A 14243-nucleotide genomic window follows, 5' to 3' on the forward strand; every position below is an offset into this window, starting at 1 on the left:
TGAGAAACGGAAGAAAACGCGTCAGGCGTTCTCGGGCGGTGCGCGCGGATACGCGCGCGGATAGCGGGCGACGCTCGCCGCGACCGCGACGGGCGCAGCGGCGGACGGAGCCGGAAGGAAGACGGGGAGATCCGGCGCGACGGACGGACCGCCGATCGCCGGGCTGTGCGAGAAGAAACTGCAATAGCCGCACGCATCGAGATGCAGTGCATGTTGATGCGCGCCGCCTGCGTCGGGCGAGCGACGGGCGCCATGCTCTGCACTGCAGACGATCGCATCCGGCGCCAATGCCTGCGCAGACTGCGCAACGCGCCACTGCGATGCCAGCGGCGCGACGATCGCGAACCAGATCGCGAGCATGCCCAGCCAGGCAGTCAGGGTGCGATGTCGGTTCGGCATGTGCGGCGTCGATCAGGCGAGAGTAAGCGGAATGTAAAACAGCCCGAATGTTACAGAATCTTCAGCTCAATGGCCAGTGCGACACAGCCCCCCAAATGCACCGCGGGCGCATGGTTGTTTGCACAACCATGCGCCCGCGGCATCGTGCGGCGATCCGGCCGCGGCAGATCACAGCGACATGCGGCGCATCATGCCGTCGCGTCGGACGTAATGGTGATAGATCGCGGCCAGCGCGTGCAGGCCGATCACGAAATAGAACGCGTTGCCGATCAGCTCGTGCGCATCCTTGACGGTCGGCCGCAGCGCCTTGTCGGGCCCGACCAGCGTGAACGACACGCCGAGCCAGTCGAGCGATACCGGCTTGCCGCCGAGGTTGATCATCAGGATGCCGAGCAGCGGCTGCGCGATGATGAACGCGTACAGCGCGACGTGCGTGAGCTTCGCGAGCCACTGCAGCAGCGCAGGCTGCGGCACCGGCTCCGGCACCCGGCTGACCGCCCGCCACACGATCCGCAACACCGACAGCAGCAGCACGCAGGTGCCCGCGGTGACGTGCACGTTCATCCAGAACACGCGGCTGTCGCTGCCTTTCGGCCCGCGGACCTCGATCGCGAGATAGGCGAGCGCGACGAGCACGAAGATCGCCCAGTGAAAGAAGATCGCGGGTGTGCTGTAGCGCGCCTGTTTGGCGAGGATGTTTCTCATGCTCGGTCTCGTCTTGTAATGGGGGAATCGGCTGCGGCGGGCGCTGGCCAGCGCCCGGTGCGCCAGCAGCGATTGTAGCGACATGGGCCGCGGGATGGTCCGTCGCGGTCAAATATCCGAAGAATCCGTCACGCCCCAACGGCATGCGACGACATGCGCGGAAACGCATCACACGCGAGTACGGCTGTGGCACGATGGAGCTTTAGCGTCGACGTCGTGCAGCATCATGGGCAAAGCGTATTTCGTTGCAGCCTACCGGCTGATTGCCGCGCTGCTCGCCTTGTCCACGACGCTGCACGGCATCGCCGGCCGCTGGGGCATGCCGGCGTTTCATCTCGGCAACTACCTGAGCTATTTCACCCAGCTGAGCAGCCTCTACGCCGCGACCATGCTGTGCGCAGGCCTCTGGCGCATCACGCGCCCCCCGGTCTCGCCGCGCTACGAATCGATGCGCGGTGCAGCCGTGCTGTACATGCTGATCACCGCAATCGTCTACGAACTGCTGCTGGCCCGTCTCGACGCGCTGCGGCACATCACCCCGCCCCTCCACAACTGGGTGCTGCACCGGATCGTGCCGCTCGTCGTGCTCGGCGACTGGCTGTACGTCGAGCCGCGCTCGCCGATTTCATGGCAGAGCGCGGCCGCGTGGCTCGGCTTTCCGATCGTCTATCTCGCGTACACGCTCGTACGCGGCTCGTGGGAAAACTGGTATCCGTATCCGTTCGTCGACCCGCGGCTGCACGGCTATCTGCCCGTTGCACTGCAATGCTCACTGATCGCGGTCGGCTCGACCCTGCTCGCGATGGCGATCCGCTGGCTCGGCAACCGGCAGCGGCAGGTCGACGCGACGACGCAGGAACACTGAACGGCCCGCGTGCGCGCCCGTTGCGGGGCACACGCCAGGGTGGCGTCAGCCGCCGTTCCTCGGCAGGAAACCCATCGGATCGACCACCTTGCCGTTCTGCCGGACTTCGAATTCGAACGTCGCCCGGCCGCTCGCATCGGTGCCCATTTCGGCGACCGGCTGGCCCGCGCGCACGGCATCGCCTTCGTTGACGAGCAGCTTGCCGTTGTGGCCATAGGCCGTGATCAGGCCGTTCTCGTGTTTCAGGATCACGAGCGGGCCGTATGCCTGGACGCCGGACCCTGCATAGACGACCCGGCCATTCGCGGCGGCGCGCACCGTGTGATCGGGTCCGGACGCGGCAATCACGATCCCGCGTGTCCTCCCGGTCGCGAACGGCGTCGTCACGACACCGGTGGCGGGCCACGCCAGCGCGCCCGCCTGGCTCGGTGCCGGCTGCGGCGTCAACGACGTCACGGCGGGCGGCGGCGCGACGCGCAGCACCTGGCCGGGCGTGACCGCGCTCGTCGTCGCCATGTGGTTCCAGTTCGCGACATCCTGCAGCCGCTGCCCGAATGCGCCCGCAATGCTCGCGAGCGTGTCGCCCGGATTCGCGCGGTAGTAGCCTGCCAGCACACCGCCGGACGTGCTCGCCGGCGCGGCGGGCGTTGACGGCCGGTACGGCTGCCAGTAGTCGGTCCACGACGTCGCCGTACAGCCGGTCAGCGCGATCACGGCTGCAGCCAGCGCCGCCTGCGGCAGCCGGCGTTTCAGCGAAGCGCGGATGGGAATAATTTCTCTCAAGGTACCTCCCGGATTTGCCTCGATGCGCCGCCTGCCGCCCTCCGGCGTGCGACGCACGATGTCCGGCGCAACGGCCGGACCCATCGATATCCGACCGCGCGTGCGGCCGGCAGTTTCCAGATCATCGGGGCGCCGCGCACGGACTCGCCGGCCCGTTGCGCGCCATCCCGACCGGCAAAGATACCACCGCGGCGGTCCGGACGACGACAAGCGCCTGTCCGCCGCCCTATTCTTGCAGATGCGTGTTGCAGATGCGTCCTGCAGATGCGCAGCGCCTGCCGGCCGACCGGCGACGGCGCCAGAGCCCGCGCCGGCGCGGCATTGCCGCCGCCCGGCCGCCCGGTCGAGACCCGTCACCTATACTCACTGAAACGCTGCCCGATCCGCCTTCGCGAGGAGACCGACAATGAACAATGCGATGTTTCTATCCGTCCAGCTCAACGCCGAGGATTTCGCCGGTTCGAGCGGGCTCGTCGAATTGCTCAACCGGCACCTGATGTTTGCGAGCGACGTCGCCGAGGCCGCGGACGCGCTCGTTCAGCTCGCCAGCGTCACGCATCTGTCGGGCGGTGCGCGCCGCAGCGTCGAGCTGCCTGTCGCGGCGATCGAGCGCTTGCGCGACGCGCTCGACACGCTGAGCGGCTACGACGAAACCTGGCTGATGGCGCTGGAGCCGGCCGACAAGCTGTTCAAGGACATCGGCCGCGGCAAGCGGCCGCTGCATTGACGCAACCCGCTCCCTCCCGGCCACAAAAGAACACAGCCCATCGTTCCATATCGCGGAACGATGGGCTGCATGAACAAGCTCGGGCGGGTGAAGCGAATCCGGCGGACAGCCGGCTGCGGCCTCGCGGCCGCCTCGATCAACGACCCTTGTAGACCGGCGCGCCGTCGGCGACGCGCTTGATTCCGTTCGGCCAGGCGTTCGTGGCCGCTGCCGGTGCACCGGACTCCTGCTGGGCGGCCGGTTGCGCGCCGACACCGCTCGTATCGGCGGTGGCGACGTTCTGTTGCGGTTGCACGCGCGCTTCGGCGGCCAGGAGGCCTTCCGGATAGGTGGTGCGGTCGCTGCCGAGCTTGTAGCCGGCTTGTTGAAGCTGGACCAGCTCGGCCTTGACCTGGTCGCGGGTGACCGTGCCGCTTTGTTGGGCGAACGAGACGGCCGGAACAGCGAGAACGGCAGCAGCAGCGAACGTTGCGATCAGCGATTTCATGACTTACCTCCGTGATTTTTTGCTCCGCCGCACACACCATGTCTGCAGCGATGGAACGAAGTCTAGTCCCGCAATCACTTAGGGAAAACCATGAAACGACAAAAACACTGTTTCGGCGGAGCTAACAATTCCGGGATCCGGTATCGAAAAACCCTATCGAAAGCATAGATTTTCGCAACAATTGCCGCTGCCGCTTGCGGCTTACGACCAGTTCGCGTGGAAGCTGCCCGGCTTGTCGGTACGCTCGAACGTGTGCGCGCCGAAGAAATCGCGCTGCGCCTGCACAAGGTTCGCCGGCAGCCGTTCCGAACGATAGCTGTCGAAGTACGCAACTGCCGACGCGAATGCCGGCACCGGCACGCCAGCCTGCACCGCCGCGATCACGACCTCGCGCAGCGAAGCCTGGTAATTCGCGGCGATGTCCTGGAAATACGGGTCGAGCAGCAGGTTCGCGAGCGCCGGATCCTTCGCGTATGCATCCGTAATCTTCTGCAGGAAGCGCGCACGAATGATGCAGCCTGCGCGGAAGATTTTCGCGATCGTGCCCAGATCGAGGTTCCAGCCATATTCCTCGGACGCGGTGCGCAGCTGCGCGAAGCCCTGCGCGTACGAGATCACCTTGCTCAGGTACAGCGCACGACGCACGGCCTCGACGAACGCTGCGCGATCGCCTTGCAGCGGCGTCGCGGACGGGCCCGACAGCACCTTGCTGGCCGCCACGCGCTCCGTCTTCAGCGACGACAGCACGCGCGCGAACACCGACTCGGTGATCAGCGGCAGCGGCACGCCGAGATCCAGCGCGTTCTGGCTCGTCCACTTGCCGGTGCCCTTCTGCGCCGCGCGATCGAGGATCACGTCGACCAGATGCTTGCCGGTTTCGTCGTCCTTCTTGCCGAAGATCTTCGACGTGATCTCCATCAGGTAGCTGTCGAGCTCGCCCTGGTTCCACTCGGTATAGACGGCGCCCAGTTCGTCGTTCGTCAGGCCCGCGACGCCCTTCAGCACCGCATAGCTCTCGGCGATCAGCTGCATGTCGCCGTACTCGATCCCGTTGTGGACCATCTTCACGTAGTGGCCCGCGCCGTCCGGCCCCATGTAGGCGACGCACGGCTCGCCGTCCGAAGGCGCCTTCGCGGCGATCTGCTTGAGGATCGGCTCGACGAGGTCGTACGCGTCGCGCTGGCCGCCGGGCATGATCGACGGGCCGCGCAGCGCGCCCTCCTCGCCGCCCGACACGCCGGTGCCGATGAAATGCAGGCCCGACTGCGCGAGTTCCTGGTTGCGGCGGATCGTATCCGTGAAATGCGTGTTGCCGCCGTCGATCAGCACGTCGCCCTTCTCGAGCAGCGGCTTGAGTGCGGCGATCGTCGCGTCGGTCGCAGTGCCGGCCTTCACCATCATCAGGATCCGGCGCGGCGTTTCGAGCGACCCGACGAATTCCTCGAGCGTATAGGTCGGCACCAGGTTGCGGCCGGGGAATTCGGCGATCAATTCGTCGGTTTTCTCGCGGCTGCGGTTGTATACCGACACCGCATAGCCGCGGCTTTCGATATTGAGAGCGAGGTTGCGGCCCATTACCGCGAGGCCGATCACACCGATTGCTTGTTTGCCCATTAGTCAATTCTCCGGAAAAAACAGGGCGCGACCCGAGCGGGTCGCGCGCACAGGCGAAAGGATAAGGGAAACCCGGCCGCGATGCGCGCGGCGCGTCATTGTTCCGTGTGCGGCAGGCGCCGGAACACGATGCTCAGGTTGTTGGCGGGCATCTCGACCACCTCGATGCAGTCGAGCCCGCAATCGAGCCCGAGTGCGACGACGGCCTCGAGATCGCGCACGCCCCATGACGGATCGCGCAGCCTCAACTGCGCGTCGAAGGCTTCGTTCGACGGCGCGGTGTGCCGGCCTTCGCGGCGATACGGTCCGTACAGCATCAGCACACCGGCCGGCCGCAACACACGCGACGCGCCGGCGAACAGCGCTTGTGCGCATGCCCATGGCGAGATGTGGATCATGTTGATGCAGACGATCGCGTCGAGCGCCGCGAACGGCCACACCGCGTCGCGCACGTCGAACGCGAGCGGCGCGCGCACGTTCGGCACCCCCGTATGCGCGATCCACGCGGCGATCGACTGCCGTGCCTGCGCGTCGGGGTCGCTCGGCTGCCAGCGCAAGCCCGGCAGCCCCGCCGCGAAATGCACGACGTGCTGGCCGGTGCCGCTCGCGATCTCGAGCACGTCGCCGCTCGCCGGCAACACGCGGCGCAATACGTCGAGAATCGGCCCGCGGTTGCGCTCGGCCGCGGGCGCCGAAAGCCGCAGCGACGGATCGGCGGGAGTCGTGCCGGTCATGATGCTCGATGCTCCGTGTCGAGATCGGCGAGGCCGAGCCGCGCATTCAGCGCATCGAGCGCGGGCGCGCAACGCGCCTCGACCTTCAGCGTCAGCATCGGATCGGCGCGCGTGTGGCCGAGGTTGAGCGCGGCGACCGGCTTGTTCTGCGCGTGCGCCCACACGCAGAAGCGATAGCCCGAATACACCATCAGCGACGAGCCGACCACCAGCAGCGCGTCCGCCGCGTCGAGCGCGCGCGCCGCCTCGGCAACCCGCTCGCGCGGCACGTTTTCGCCGAAGAACACGACGGCCGGCTTCAGCAGGCCGCCGCAAGCCGGACAGGCCGGGATGCGGAACGTATCGAGCGCCTCCCATTCGAGATGCGCATCGCCATCGGCGGCTGGCTGCGCCTGCGCGCCGAGCAGTTCGGGATTTTCCGCCTCGAGCACGGCCTGGATCGCGGCCCGCGCGTGCTGCGCGCCGCAATCGAGGCACGTGACGCCGTTGATGCCGCCGTGCAGTTCGATCACGTCGCCGCTGCCGGCGCGCTGATGGAGGCCGTCGACGTTCTGCGTGACGAGACGTTCGATGCGCCCGGCCGCGCCAAGCTGCGCGAGTGCGACGTGCGAACGGTTCGGCTGCGCACGGCCGACGACGGGCCAGCCGATCATGCTGCGTGCCCAGTAGCGCCGGCGTGCGGCGTCGGAACCCAGGAATTCGTGAAGCTGGATCGGCGGCGAACGCATCCACTGACCGTTGCGATCGCGATAGCCGGGAATGCCGGAATCGGTGCTGATGCCGGCGCCCGTCAGCACGAGCAGGCGCGGATGGCGCTCGACGAACGCATGCAGCGCATCGAGCGCTGTGGTGTCGACGACGGCGGATGAAGACGAGTCGGTTGAAGCGAAGTCGGCGAAGTCGGTCATGACGGCGACGGCGGATCCGGCGGGAAAGACCGGGCCCGCGATGAACGGGTGTGGGCGGCGGTTGGAATACGCAAGGCCCGCCAGCATGCCAGCATGCCAGCATGCCAGCATGCCAGCATGCCAGCATGCCAGCATGCCAGCACATGATACCGAAACCCGGAACGATCAGGCTGGCGACTCGCGAGCCACCGGAACCAACGGTGCGATCGTACAGCCGCAAGACCGCGCCGGCCGTCAAATCGTCGCGTGCAAAAAAAGGCGCCCATCCGCCAAAAGGTGATGGGCGCTTGAACAATTGATCCATCGGGGTTGTGGATCAACTGGAAACCTGGCGTCGTTACATCCGCGAAGCCTTGCCCGACGGATGATCCCCGGCCGACGCCAATCCTCTTGTGTCATTCGCGGCGCTGCACGCTGCTTGTCCTCCCTGCTCGTTCCGGCTGCCCGGATTCCCGAAGTCGTTCAAGGTGCGTCCGTTCGGTCGGCGCATCAGGTTTCGGTTTTGAATCACACCGCCCGCGCGTCGAAGCCGGTTCCGGTCAACGTGTCACTCGCCGATGCATCGCGCGACACGCAAGACCCGCACTTCATTAATCAGGATGACAAATCAAATTGCTTGAAGGGCCGTCCGTAGGCCGACGCTCGCTTCTGTCGCTCGCCGCTGTCGTCACAATGCACTCGACCGTCGGCCTCATTCGCCATGCATGCGCGAAAGTCCGATGAAGTGGACGCGGATTTCCGGACGGGATTCGGTGCCGAACGTGATCAAGTCACCTCGTGCAGGTGTGAATTGAGGACCCGAGATTTTCGGCGATTCATGTTTGCAACACGGCGCGTTGCGATGTGATCTCTTTTCATTCTCGTGTCCCCGATTGAAATGCTCCCTGACCGCCGGTGCGTGATTATCGATCTGACTTCGTCGACGTTCCTGCTGGCGGCACCCAGAGATACGCAAGGAACGCACCATCGGGCGCAACGCCAAGCCTGGCGGGCCTCCGTGATGAGCGCGCAAGCGGCGTGCGCGGCAGGAGACGGCGAATGTTTCAGAACTGAAACGCACTTCACGCGACACGGTTTCGGAAATGCATGCCGGAGCAGCCGCCACACGGCGGTTCATCCATGAAAATAAAATTACATACGCCTGTCAATTATTTACAAAAAACCGTCATCTGGCGCCGCTAAGCTTTCGCCACCCTCACAACCGGGATTCCCCGCCATGCGCCCCTCGATGCCGCTGTTTGCTACCTTGTCGCTCCTGCCCGCCCTCGCCGCCGCGCCAGCGTTCGCGGCCACCGCCGCGCCCGTCAGCGCGACCTGCGGCGGCAGCGCGACGCCGATCGCCGAGATTCAAGGTCCGGGCGCGCCGTCGCCGCTCGCTGGCCAGAACGTGTCGATCGAAGCTGTCGTCACTGCCGATTTCGGCGGCACCGACGGCTTCGGCGGCTTCTTCGTCCAGCAGGCCGATGCGCAGCGCCGCAACCAGCCGGGCGTCTCCGAGGGGCTGTTCGTCTATTCGCCGAAAGCGCGCGCGAAGGCGGGCGATCTCGTGCACGTGACGGGCAGGGTCGACGAGAAATACGGGCAGACACAGCTCACGCTGTCAGGCGGCATCGCGGTTTGCGCGAACGGCCAGTCGGTCACGCCCGCGATGCTCACGCTGCCGGTCGACAGCCCGAATGCGTTCGCCGCGTATGAGGGCATGCTCGTGCGCCTGCCGCAGACGCTGAACGTGACCGACAACTACGAGCTCGGCCGCTACGGCAGCGTGCTGCTCAGCAACGGCCGTCTGCGCATACCGACGAGCGTCGTGCCGCCCGCGCAGGCGCAGACCCAAATCGACGCGAACGCGCGCAACCGGCTGATCCTCGACGACGGCTCGAACAGGCAGAACCCCGCGACCGTGCCGTATCCGGCGCCGGAACTTTCCGCCGCGAACACGCTGCGCGCGGGCTACACGGTCAGCAACGTCGAAGGCGTGCTCGAGGTGCGCTACGGCGCATGGCGCCTGCAGCCGGTGCCCGGCGCGCCCGCGCCGGCGTTCGATGCGCGCGCGAATCCGCGCACCCGGGCGCCCGCGCGCGATCTGCATTCGAACCTGCGGGTCGCTTCGTTCAATGTCCTGAATTATTTCAACGGCAACGGCCTCGGCGGCGGCTTCGACGATCCGAACAACCGCGGCGCGAAGAACTATCAGGAGTTCGTCCGCCAGGATGCGAAGATCGTCAGCGCGCTGAAGGCGCTCGACGCCGACGTGATCGGCCTGATGGAAATCCAGAACAACGGCTACGGCGAACTGAGCGCGGTGCGCCAGCTCGCGGCGAAGCTCGGCAGCCACTGGCGCGTCGTCGATCCGGGCACGCCGCGGCTCGGCGGCGACGCGATCGCGGTCGCGATGATCTACGACAGCCGCAAGGTCGAACCCGTCGGCCGCGCGGCAACGCTCGCGATCGACGACAAGAACCGCCAGCCGCTCGCGCAATCGTTCCGGCGCGTCGGCGGCAAGCAGGCGCTGACGGTCGCGGTCAACCACCTGAAATCGAAGAATTGCCCGGATGCGGCGAACGACGATCTCGACCAGGGTGACGGCCAGGGCTGCTGGAACCCGACGCGCACGCGCGCGGCGGCCAAGCTCGCCGACTGGCTCGCCGGCACGCCGACCGGCGTCGCGGGCCAGGGCGTGTTGCTGATCGGTGATTTCAACAGCTACACGCATGAGGATCCGATCCGCGCGCTCGAGTCGCGCGGCTACCGGAACCTCGTGTCGCGCTGGATCGGCGCCAACGCGTACAGCTACGTCTATAACGGCGAAGCGGGTTATCTCGATCACGCGCTCGCGTCGCTGCCGCTCGCGTCGCACGTGAAGGCCGTGCATGAATGGCACATCAATGCGGACGAGCCGGTCGCGCTGCAGTACACGCTCGCGTACAAGACGGCGGAGCAGCAACGAACGTACTACGCGCCCGACGCATACCGCTCGTCCGATCACGATCCGGTGCTGATCGACATCGCGCTGCCGGGCGGCCGCTGATCGACGGTGAGTGTGTTCGAACATGCGGCGTGCGCGTCACGCCGCATGTCGTCGCGCGCGCGACGAAGTGGTGCCGCCCCGTAGATAACGTAACTCCATGCAGACTCCGGCTAAGGCAACGCTGAACAAGCCACCCATAACGGCGTTGGCTTTCTGCCGGTCCGAGCGGCACGTTGTCCTTGCGAGAACGAGCCAAAGCCGACGAGCTGCACGCTGTCGCCCGCGCTGACCGCGCGCGCGATGACGTCTAGCACGGCCTGGTGGCTTCGCCGGTGGCGGCTTTGCTAAGACCGGTATCGGCCACGACAGCATCAATGAGTTCCTGCTTATTCATGAATCGACCTCGTTCGGACGCCCACCCTACCGCATTAAGTCGCACCTCGGCAATGCGTCAGAGTTGGCAATGCGTTCGGGCAGGCTGTGCTTCGCTGAAAATTCTCTGAGCGATCCGGCGCGCTCGTCACCCGGCTGCTGCAGGAGCAACGCCACCCGGAACACGGCTATCGGACGTGGCTCGGATTGCTCTCGCTCTCCCGTCGCTATGGCCGCGAGCGTCTCGAAGCAGCCTGTGCGCTGGCGCTGGAACTGGGCGTGCACCGTTACCGCCACGTGCGCGACATCTTGGTCAACAACCGCGACCGCGCCGCGGCGACAACGCCTGCCGATTGGATCAGCCCGAGCCACGCGCATGTACGCGGCCCCAGCAACTACCAATAAAGAGAGCCCGCGATGATGATGCAACAGACCCTGACCCAGCTGCGCACGCTGAAGCTGGACACGGACTGGAAGAACAGTTGACGCAGCCCGGCGCGGCCAGCTTGAGCTTCGAGGAACGCCTGTCGCTACTGGTCGACCGGGAAGCCAGTTGGCGTGATGATCGGCGCCGGACCCGGCTGCTCAAGCAGGCGCGCCTCAAGTATCCGCAGGCAGCCATCGAGGACCTCGACACCCGCTCCGGTCGCGGCGTGGACCCGCGCTCGCTCACGAGCCTGGCCCTTGGCGACTGGGTCGAAGCCGGCTACAGCCTGCTCATCAGCGGCCCAACCAGCGCGGGGAAGTCATGGCTCGCTTGCGCCTTGGCGCAGTATGCCTGCCGGCGCTGGCACTCCGAGTTGTACTTGCGTGTGCCGCGACTTGGCGAGGAACTGCGCGTGTTGCACGGCAACGGCGGCTTCACCAAATGGCTGCTACAGGTCGCCCGCGTTCACGTTCTCCTACTGGACGATTGGGGAATGGGCGAACGAACTGAAGTCACTCGAGCCTTTCTGCTTCGATCGAAAGGCGACCAACGAGATTGCCAGATGTGTTGTTATGGCCTTCACCGGTCGGATCCAGGTGGACCCAGAACACAAAATCGAAGCCTCGTTCCTCAAGGCGCTCAAACTGCTCCTCAGCGGCGGCAAGCTTCAGTAGGCATTGAGCTTGCCAGTCCAGCCCAACCACAAACCATTTCCACGAGCTGTTCCATGCGCGCCACAGGATGGCGCCGGCGCTGCAATGATCATGTGCGAACTTCTGAATCCGCCGGTCGATCGCTTTCGCGTCGTCACGCGAAACGGCTCCGGATAGACGGACCGCAACAGCGTTTGCCACCTCGTCGTGCGCGAGGTAGACATCGGCAATGCCACCGAGGTGCCGGCGAACGCTTTCGAGGTGTTCGGGTTCGATATCCGCGTCCACTGGCATCGCGCCGCACAATACATATTCGCCCTTGTCCAGGGTATCTTCAATCTCCATGATTGTCACTCCGCTGCTGTTGCGCCGGACGAATCAAGCGGCTGACCTGGATGCTCCGGCGTGGGACAGGCGGTCAGCGGCCACGCGACGGCGTGCTGCCGTGCTTGGCATTCGGAGCAGACGTCAAAGGTCGCCGTGCATCGGTTGGGCGTTGCGAACTGGTCTGCGGGTCCAGATGCTCGAATCTCGGGAGAGGTCAATGTGACGTTCAAGGCCAAGCGGCAGGAACGATACGTCGCCGGCCCAGTTTCTTGTGAAAATCGCGGCGGCGCTTGCCCATTCATGTGCAAAGTCGGCAAGCACCTTCTCGATCGCGAACCATTCGTTGGGCAATAGGGCACCGGTTACGCAGATAACAAGACAATGCGCGACGGCGTCGGTAGCAAAATACACGTCGACATCGACGTGTTCGGTCAACCTGCTTGCGAGGCTTTCGGCGTGTGCATGGCGAAACTGCGCCCGCATCGGGAGCGCACCGCGGAGTATGTAGTTGGCCATGGTTTCCTCCGGACCGATTTACCGCTCGCCTGCGTCGGGCATAGTGGTGCCCCGCCGGCAGCGCGTGCGGTAACATCGAGAAGCCAAATGGTATGACGAGATTAGTACTCGTTTGTACCATTGTCAATAAACAAAACATGACAAATGGATGATTTTCCGACACGCCTTAAGCAGGAGCGCAAGCGCATGCGTTTGACCCAGCCGGAGTTTGCCGAACTCGGTGGGGTTCATAAGCAAGCGCAATTTCATTACGAGAGAGGGACGCGCCGACCGAATTCCGATTACCTCGTCGGACTGGCATCTGCCGGCGTGGACGTGTACTACCTGCTGACTGGGCAGGTCGCGACGCTTGCATCGACCGTTGAGGAACAGCAGATTTTGGCTCGATACAGGGCGCTTGATGCAGACCAGCGCTTTGCGATGCTGGCGCTTATGGACACCATGGGTACACCAGCGCGCCGCGTGAAACAGAGCGGTGATTCGTAGAGGGTTGTGAAGACGGGGCACATTCGCCAACGCCGCAATGAGCGTCGAAGCTTCCCCAAAGGGAGGGGAGGTGTTCATTCCATCTCCCTTATGCCGCTGACCATTGACATATGTCGTCAGGAGAGGGATGCCCATCTTTGTTGACTCGAGGCGTCGCCGGGAAGCAAGCAAAGTCCAACTGGTCACGAAGTGGCTTCCGAATGCTCGACCTTTAATGTACGACACTGAGAAGTGCATGGCGCCTAAAACCGGCGCAAGCCTATCCTGCAGCAGTTCATCATTCTCATGTCTTTGTTTTCGCCATTCGCTAAACCCGCGGGCGTGATGGATCGTGCTGCACGGAAAAACGGAGGTCGCCTGCAAAAAGCTGAGTCGGCCCGCACGGGAAAATCACGCGACCTGCACAGCAAAACGAGCGAGTGCGACAAAAAGAGCGCGTGGTGTGTGTGCAAATTCGTGGCAATCAGTTGATCCATTGTCGCAGGAAAGCCGAACGCCGAGAGCAATCGCAGCGCGCAGGCTGGCTGCTTATTGCGCAAGAAGGACGCTCTGCCGAGCGCATGAACATATTGGTGCGAGCGCAAATCAAACGAGCCTGTATCGACGTCGAAGCGAAGGAGAGTCGCGTCCGTTGGATCGGTCGAGGGAAAGCCAGCGATCGTTGCCCACAAGATCGTGCACGTCCGATTTCCAAAGTGCTTCGCTATCTTTGGAACATGATCGATCGCATGATCGGCGGTGCGACCTCGGCTTCGTGGTCGCGACCATTTGAACGTGCGCTTACCCACGCACGAAGGCACAAAAAATTTCCGCTCCGTGAGATGACAGCAACGTAATGTGTCGAGGCAAATCAAGCCGGTCCGTGAAACTCTTTACTCAAGCCCAATGGGACGCGGCGGCACGCCTCCTTGATGCACTGCCGGAAAAGCCCGCGCACGAGCATCGTGTCACCGTACGCGACGCGGTGAAGTCAATGCAGTCTCAGATCAGCGGCGCGCAACAGAAAGGGTACACGTTCGACGAGATCGTTCAGCATCTGGCAATGGAGGTCATGAACATCAGCGCCAGCACGTTGCGCTGCGCGAATCAATCCGCGCGAAGTATCGGGGCGCTGTAATGGAAAGAGGAAGCGAGTTGCATGGCGATCTCCACATACATGGACGCCTCCCTATTGCAAGGACGGATCTTCAGGCACTGACAGACAAAGTCGATTGCAGCCATACATTCGGTCTTTGTTGCAGCCGGCATATAGGCTGCTGACGCATGATGAAT

General features: G+C 64.6%; 15 protein-coding genes and 4 pseudogenes. 9 read left to right on the plus strand and 10 right to left on the minus strand.

Annotated elements, in window-relative coordinates; all coding sequences use genetic code 11:
- Positions 1-21: 21 nt before the first annotated feature.
- Both DID96_RS32405 and DID96_RS32410 read right to left on the minus strand, forming a co-directional pair.
- Positions 22-399, minus strand: coding sequence for a DUF2946 domain-containing protein (locus DID96_RS32405; protein ID WP_124603295.1), 378 nt, complete (start codon positions 397-399; stop codon positions 22-24).
- Between the two features lie 168 nt (positions 400-567).
- Positions 568-1104, minus strand: a complete 537-nt coding sequence (locus tag DID96_RS32410; protein ID WP_124603296.1) for a cytochrome b — start codon at positions 1102-1104, stop codon at positions 568-570.
- Positions 1105-1330: 226 nt separating this feature from the next.
- Between DID96_RS32410 and DID96_RS32415 the strand changes: the two genes are divergently transcribed.
- A complete protein-coding gene (locus DID96_RS32415; RefSeq protein WP_124603297.1) occupies positions 1331-1969 on the plus strand; it encodes a Pr6Pr family membrane protein in 639 nt (212 codons plus the stop codon).
- 45 nt (positions 1970-2014) lie between these two features.
- Here the strand turns inward: DID96_RS32415 and DID96_RS32420 are convergent, their stop codons facing one another.
- The gene (locus DID96_RS32420) at positions 2015-2752 is read right to left on the minus strand and encodes a peptidoglycan DD-metalloendopeptidase family protein (RefSeq protein WP_124603298.1); all 738 of its coding nucleotides are present in this window, start codon (positions 2750-2752) and stop codon (positions 2015-2017) included.
- Between the two features lie 406 nt (positions 2753-3158).
- On the opposite strand from DID96_RS32420, the gene DID96_RS32425 reads away from it, so the two are divergent.
- Entirely contained in the window at positions 3159-3479 is a 321-nt protein-coding gene (locus DID96_RS32425) for a hypothetical protein (RefSeq protein ID WP_124603299.1), read from the plus strand.
- A 136-nt stretch (positions 3480-3615) separates the two neighbouring features.
- Here DID96_RS32425 and DID96_RS32430 read toward each other — a convergent pair whose 3' ends face one another.
- Together DID96_RS32430 and gndA are read right to left on the minus strand one after the other, a co-directional pair.
- A complete protein-coding gene (locus DID96_RS32430) occupies positions 3616-3966 on the minus strand; it encodes a DUF4148 domain-containing protein (RefSeq protein WP_124603300.1) in 351 nt (116 codons plus the stop codon).
- Positions 3967-4167: 201 nt separating this feature from the next.
- A complete protein-coding gene (gene gndA, locus DID96_RS32435) occupies positions 4168-5580 on the minus strand; it encodes an NADP-dependent phosphogluconate dehydrogenase (RefSeq protein ID WP_124603301.1) in 1413 nt (470 codons plus the stop codon).
- Positions 5581-5586: 6 nt separating this feature from the next.
- Between gndA and DID96_RS39655 the strand changes: the two are divergent.
- Positions 5587-5661: pseudogene (locus DID96_RS39655) on the plus strand (6-phosphogluconate dehydrogenase); the annotation flags it as partial.
- A 14-nt stretch (positions 5662-5675) separates the two neighbouring features.
- Here the strand turns inward: DID96_RS39655 and DID96_RS32440 are convergent.
- The gene (locus DID96_RS32440) at positions 5676-6314 is read right to left on the minus strand and encodes a DUF938 domain-containing protein (protein WP_124603302.1); all 639 of its coding nucleotides are present in this window, start codon (positions 6312-6314) and stop codon (positions 5676-5678) included.
- On the minus strand, positions 6311-7222 hold the full coding sequence (locus DID96_RS32445) for an NAD-dependent protein deacetylase (protein ID WP_124603303.1): 912 nt from the start codon (positions 7220-7222) through the stop codon (positions 6311-6313). Before DID96_RS32445 ends, DID96_RS32440 begins: the two co-directional genes overlap by 4 nt.
- 1216 nt (positions 7223-8438) lie before the next feature.
- Between DID96_RS32445 and DID96_RS32450 the strand changes: the two genes are divergently transcribed.
- Complete coding sequence (locus tag DID96_RS32450; RefSeq protein WP_124603304.1) at positions 8439-10250, plus strand: ExeM/NucH family extracellular endonuclease; 1812 nt, start codon at positions 8439-8441, stop codon at positions 10248-10250.
- Between the two features lie 146 nt (positions 10251-10396).
- Here the strand turns inward: DID96_RS32450 and DID96_RS32455 are convergent.
- Positions 10397-10584, minus strand: a pseudogene (locus DID96_RS32455) (HU family DNA-binding protein); the annotation flags it as partial.
- A 122-nt stretch (positions 10585-10706) separates the two neighbouring features.
- Between DID96_RS32455 and DID96_RS32460 the strand changes: the two are divergent.
- Together DID96_RS32460 and DID96_RS32465 are read left to right on the plus strand one after the other, a co-directional pair.
- A pseudogene (locus DID96_RS32460) lies at positions 10707-10967 on the plus strand (IS21 family transposase); the annotation flags it as partial.
- A 12-nt stretch (positions 10968-10979) separates the two neighbouring features.
- Positions 10980-11539, plus strand: a pseudogene (locus DID96_RS32465) (ATP-binding protein); the annotation flags it as partial.
- On the opposite strand, the gene DID96_RS32470 reads toward DID96_RS32465, so the two are convergent.
- Together DID96_RS32470 and DID96_RS32475 are read right to left on the minus strand one after the other, a co-directional pair.
- Complete coding sequence (locus DID96_RS32470; protein WP_124603305.1) at positions 11502-11987, minus strand: hypothetical protein; 486 nt, start codon at positions 11985-11987, stop codon at positions 11502-11504. The pseudogene DID96_RS32465 and the gene DID96_RS32470 sit on opposite strands and share 38 nt — an antisense overlap.
- A gap of 123 nt (positions 11988-12110) precedes the next feature.
- Positions 12111-12485 (minus strand): hypothetical protein, encoded by a 375-nt coding sequence (locus tag DID96_RS32475; RefSeq protein WP_124603306.1) that lies wholly within the window; start codon positions 12483-12485, stop codon positions 12111-12113.
- A 144-nt stretch (positions 12486-12629) separates the two neighbouring features.
- On the opposite strand from DID96_RS32475, the gene DID96_RS32480 reads away from it, so the two are divergent.
- The 3 genes from DID96_RS32480 to DID96_RS32490 all read left to right on the plus strand — a co-directional run bounded on the left by DID96_RS32480 (position 12630) and on the right by DID96_RS32490 (position 14088).
- Positions 12630-12971: a helix-turn-helix domain-containing protein gene (locus tag DID96_RS32480; RefSeq protein ID WP_124603307.1), complete on the plus strand. Its 342-nt coding sequence runs from the start codon at positions 12630-12632 to the stop codon at positions 12969-12971.
- A gap of 419 nt (positions 12972-13390) precedes the next feature.
- On the plus strand, positions 13391-13807 hold the full coding sequence (locus tag DID96_RS32485) for a hypothetical protein (protein WP_124603308.1): 417 nt from the start codon (positions 13391-13393) through the stop codon (positions 13805-13807).
- Positions 13808-13833: 26 nt separating this feature from the next.
- Positions 13834-14088, plus strand: coding sequence for a hypothetical protein (locus DID96_RS32490; RefSeq protein ID WP_124603309.1), 255 nt, complete (start codon positions 13834-13836; stop codon positions 14086-14088).
- The last annotated feature ends 155 nt before the right edge of the window (positions 14089-14243 follow it).

Origin of the sequence: Burkholderia sp. Bp8963 (genome assembly GCF_003854275.1) — a bacterium.
GTDB lineage: Bacteria > Pseudomonadota > Gammaproteobacteria > Burkholderiales > Burkholderiaceae > Burkholderia.

What these genes read in the sequence shown, in the direction of transcription:
- DID96_RS32405 (WP_124603295.1), bottom strand. Translation starts at nt 399, where the DNA reads ATGCCGAACCGACATCGCACCCTGACTGCCTGGCTGGGCATGCTCGCG.
- DID96_RS32445 (WP_124603303.1), bottom strand. Translation starts at nt 7,222, where the DNA reads ATGACCGACTTCGCCGACTTCGCTTCAACCGACTCGTCTTCATCCGCC.
- DID96_RS32410 (WP_124603296.1), bottom strand. Translation starts at nt 1,104, where the DNA reads ATGAGAAACATCCTCGCCAAACAGGCGCGCTACAGCACACCCGCGATC.
- gndA (WP_124603301.1), bottom strand. Translation starts at nt 5,580, where the DNA reads ATGGGCAAACAAGCAATCGGTGTGATCGGCCTCGCGGTAATGGGCCGC.
- DID96_RS32430 (WP_124603300.1), bottom strand. Translation starts at nt 3,966, where the DNA reads ATGAAATCGCTGATCGCAACGTTCGCTGCTGCTGCCGTTCTCGCTGTT.
- DID96_RS32475 (WP_124603306.1), bottom strand. Translation starts at nt 12,485, where the DNA reads ATGGCCAACTACATACTCCGCGGTGCGCTCCCGATGCGGGCGCAGTTT.
- DID96_RS32450 (WP_124603304.1), top strand. Translation starts at nt 8,439, where the DNA reads ATGCGCCCCTCGATGCCGCTGTTTGCTACCTTGTCGCTCCTGCCCGCC.
- DID96_RS32425 (WP_124603299.1), top strand. Translation starts at nt 3,159, where the DNA reads ATGAACAATGCGATGTTTCTATCCGTCCAGCTCAACGCCGAGGATTTC.
- DID96_RS32415 (WP_124603297.1), top strand. Translation starts at nt 1,331, where the DNA reads ATGGGCAAAGCGTATTTCGTTGCAGCCTACCGGCTGATTGCCGCGCTG.
- DID96_RS32470 (WP_124603305.1), bottom strand. Translation starts at nt 11,987, where the DNA reads ATGGAGATTGAAGATACCCTGGACAAGGGCGAATATGTATTGTGCGGC.
- DID96_RS32440 (WP_124603302.1), bottom strand. Translation starts at nt 6,314, where the DNA reads ATGACCGGCACGACTCCCGCCGATCCGTCGCTGCGGCTTTCGGCGCCC.
- DID96_RS32480 (WP_124603307.1), top strand. Translation starts at nt 12,630, where the DNA reads ATGGATGATTTTCCGACACGCCTTAAGCAGGAGCGCAAGCGCATGCGT.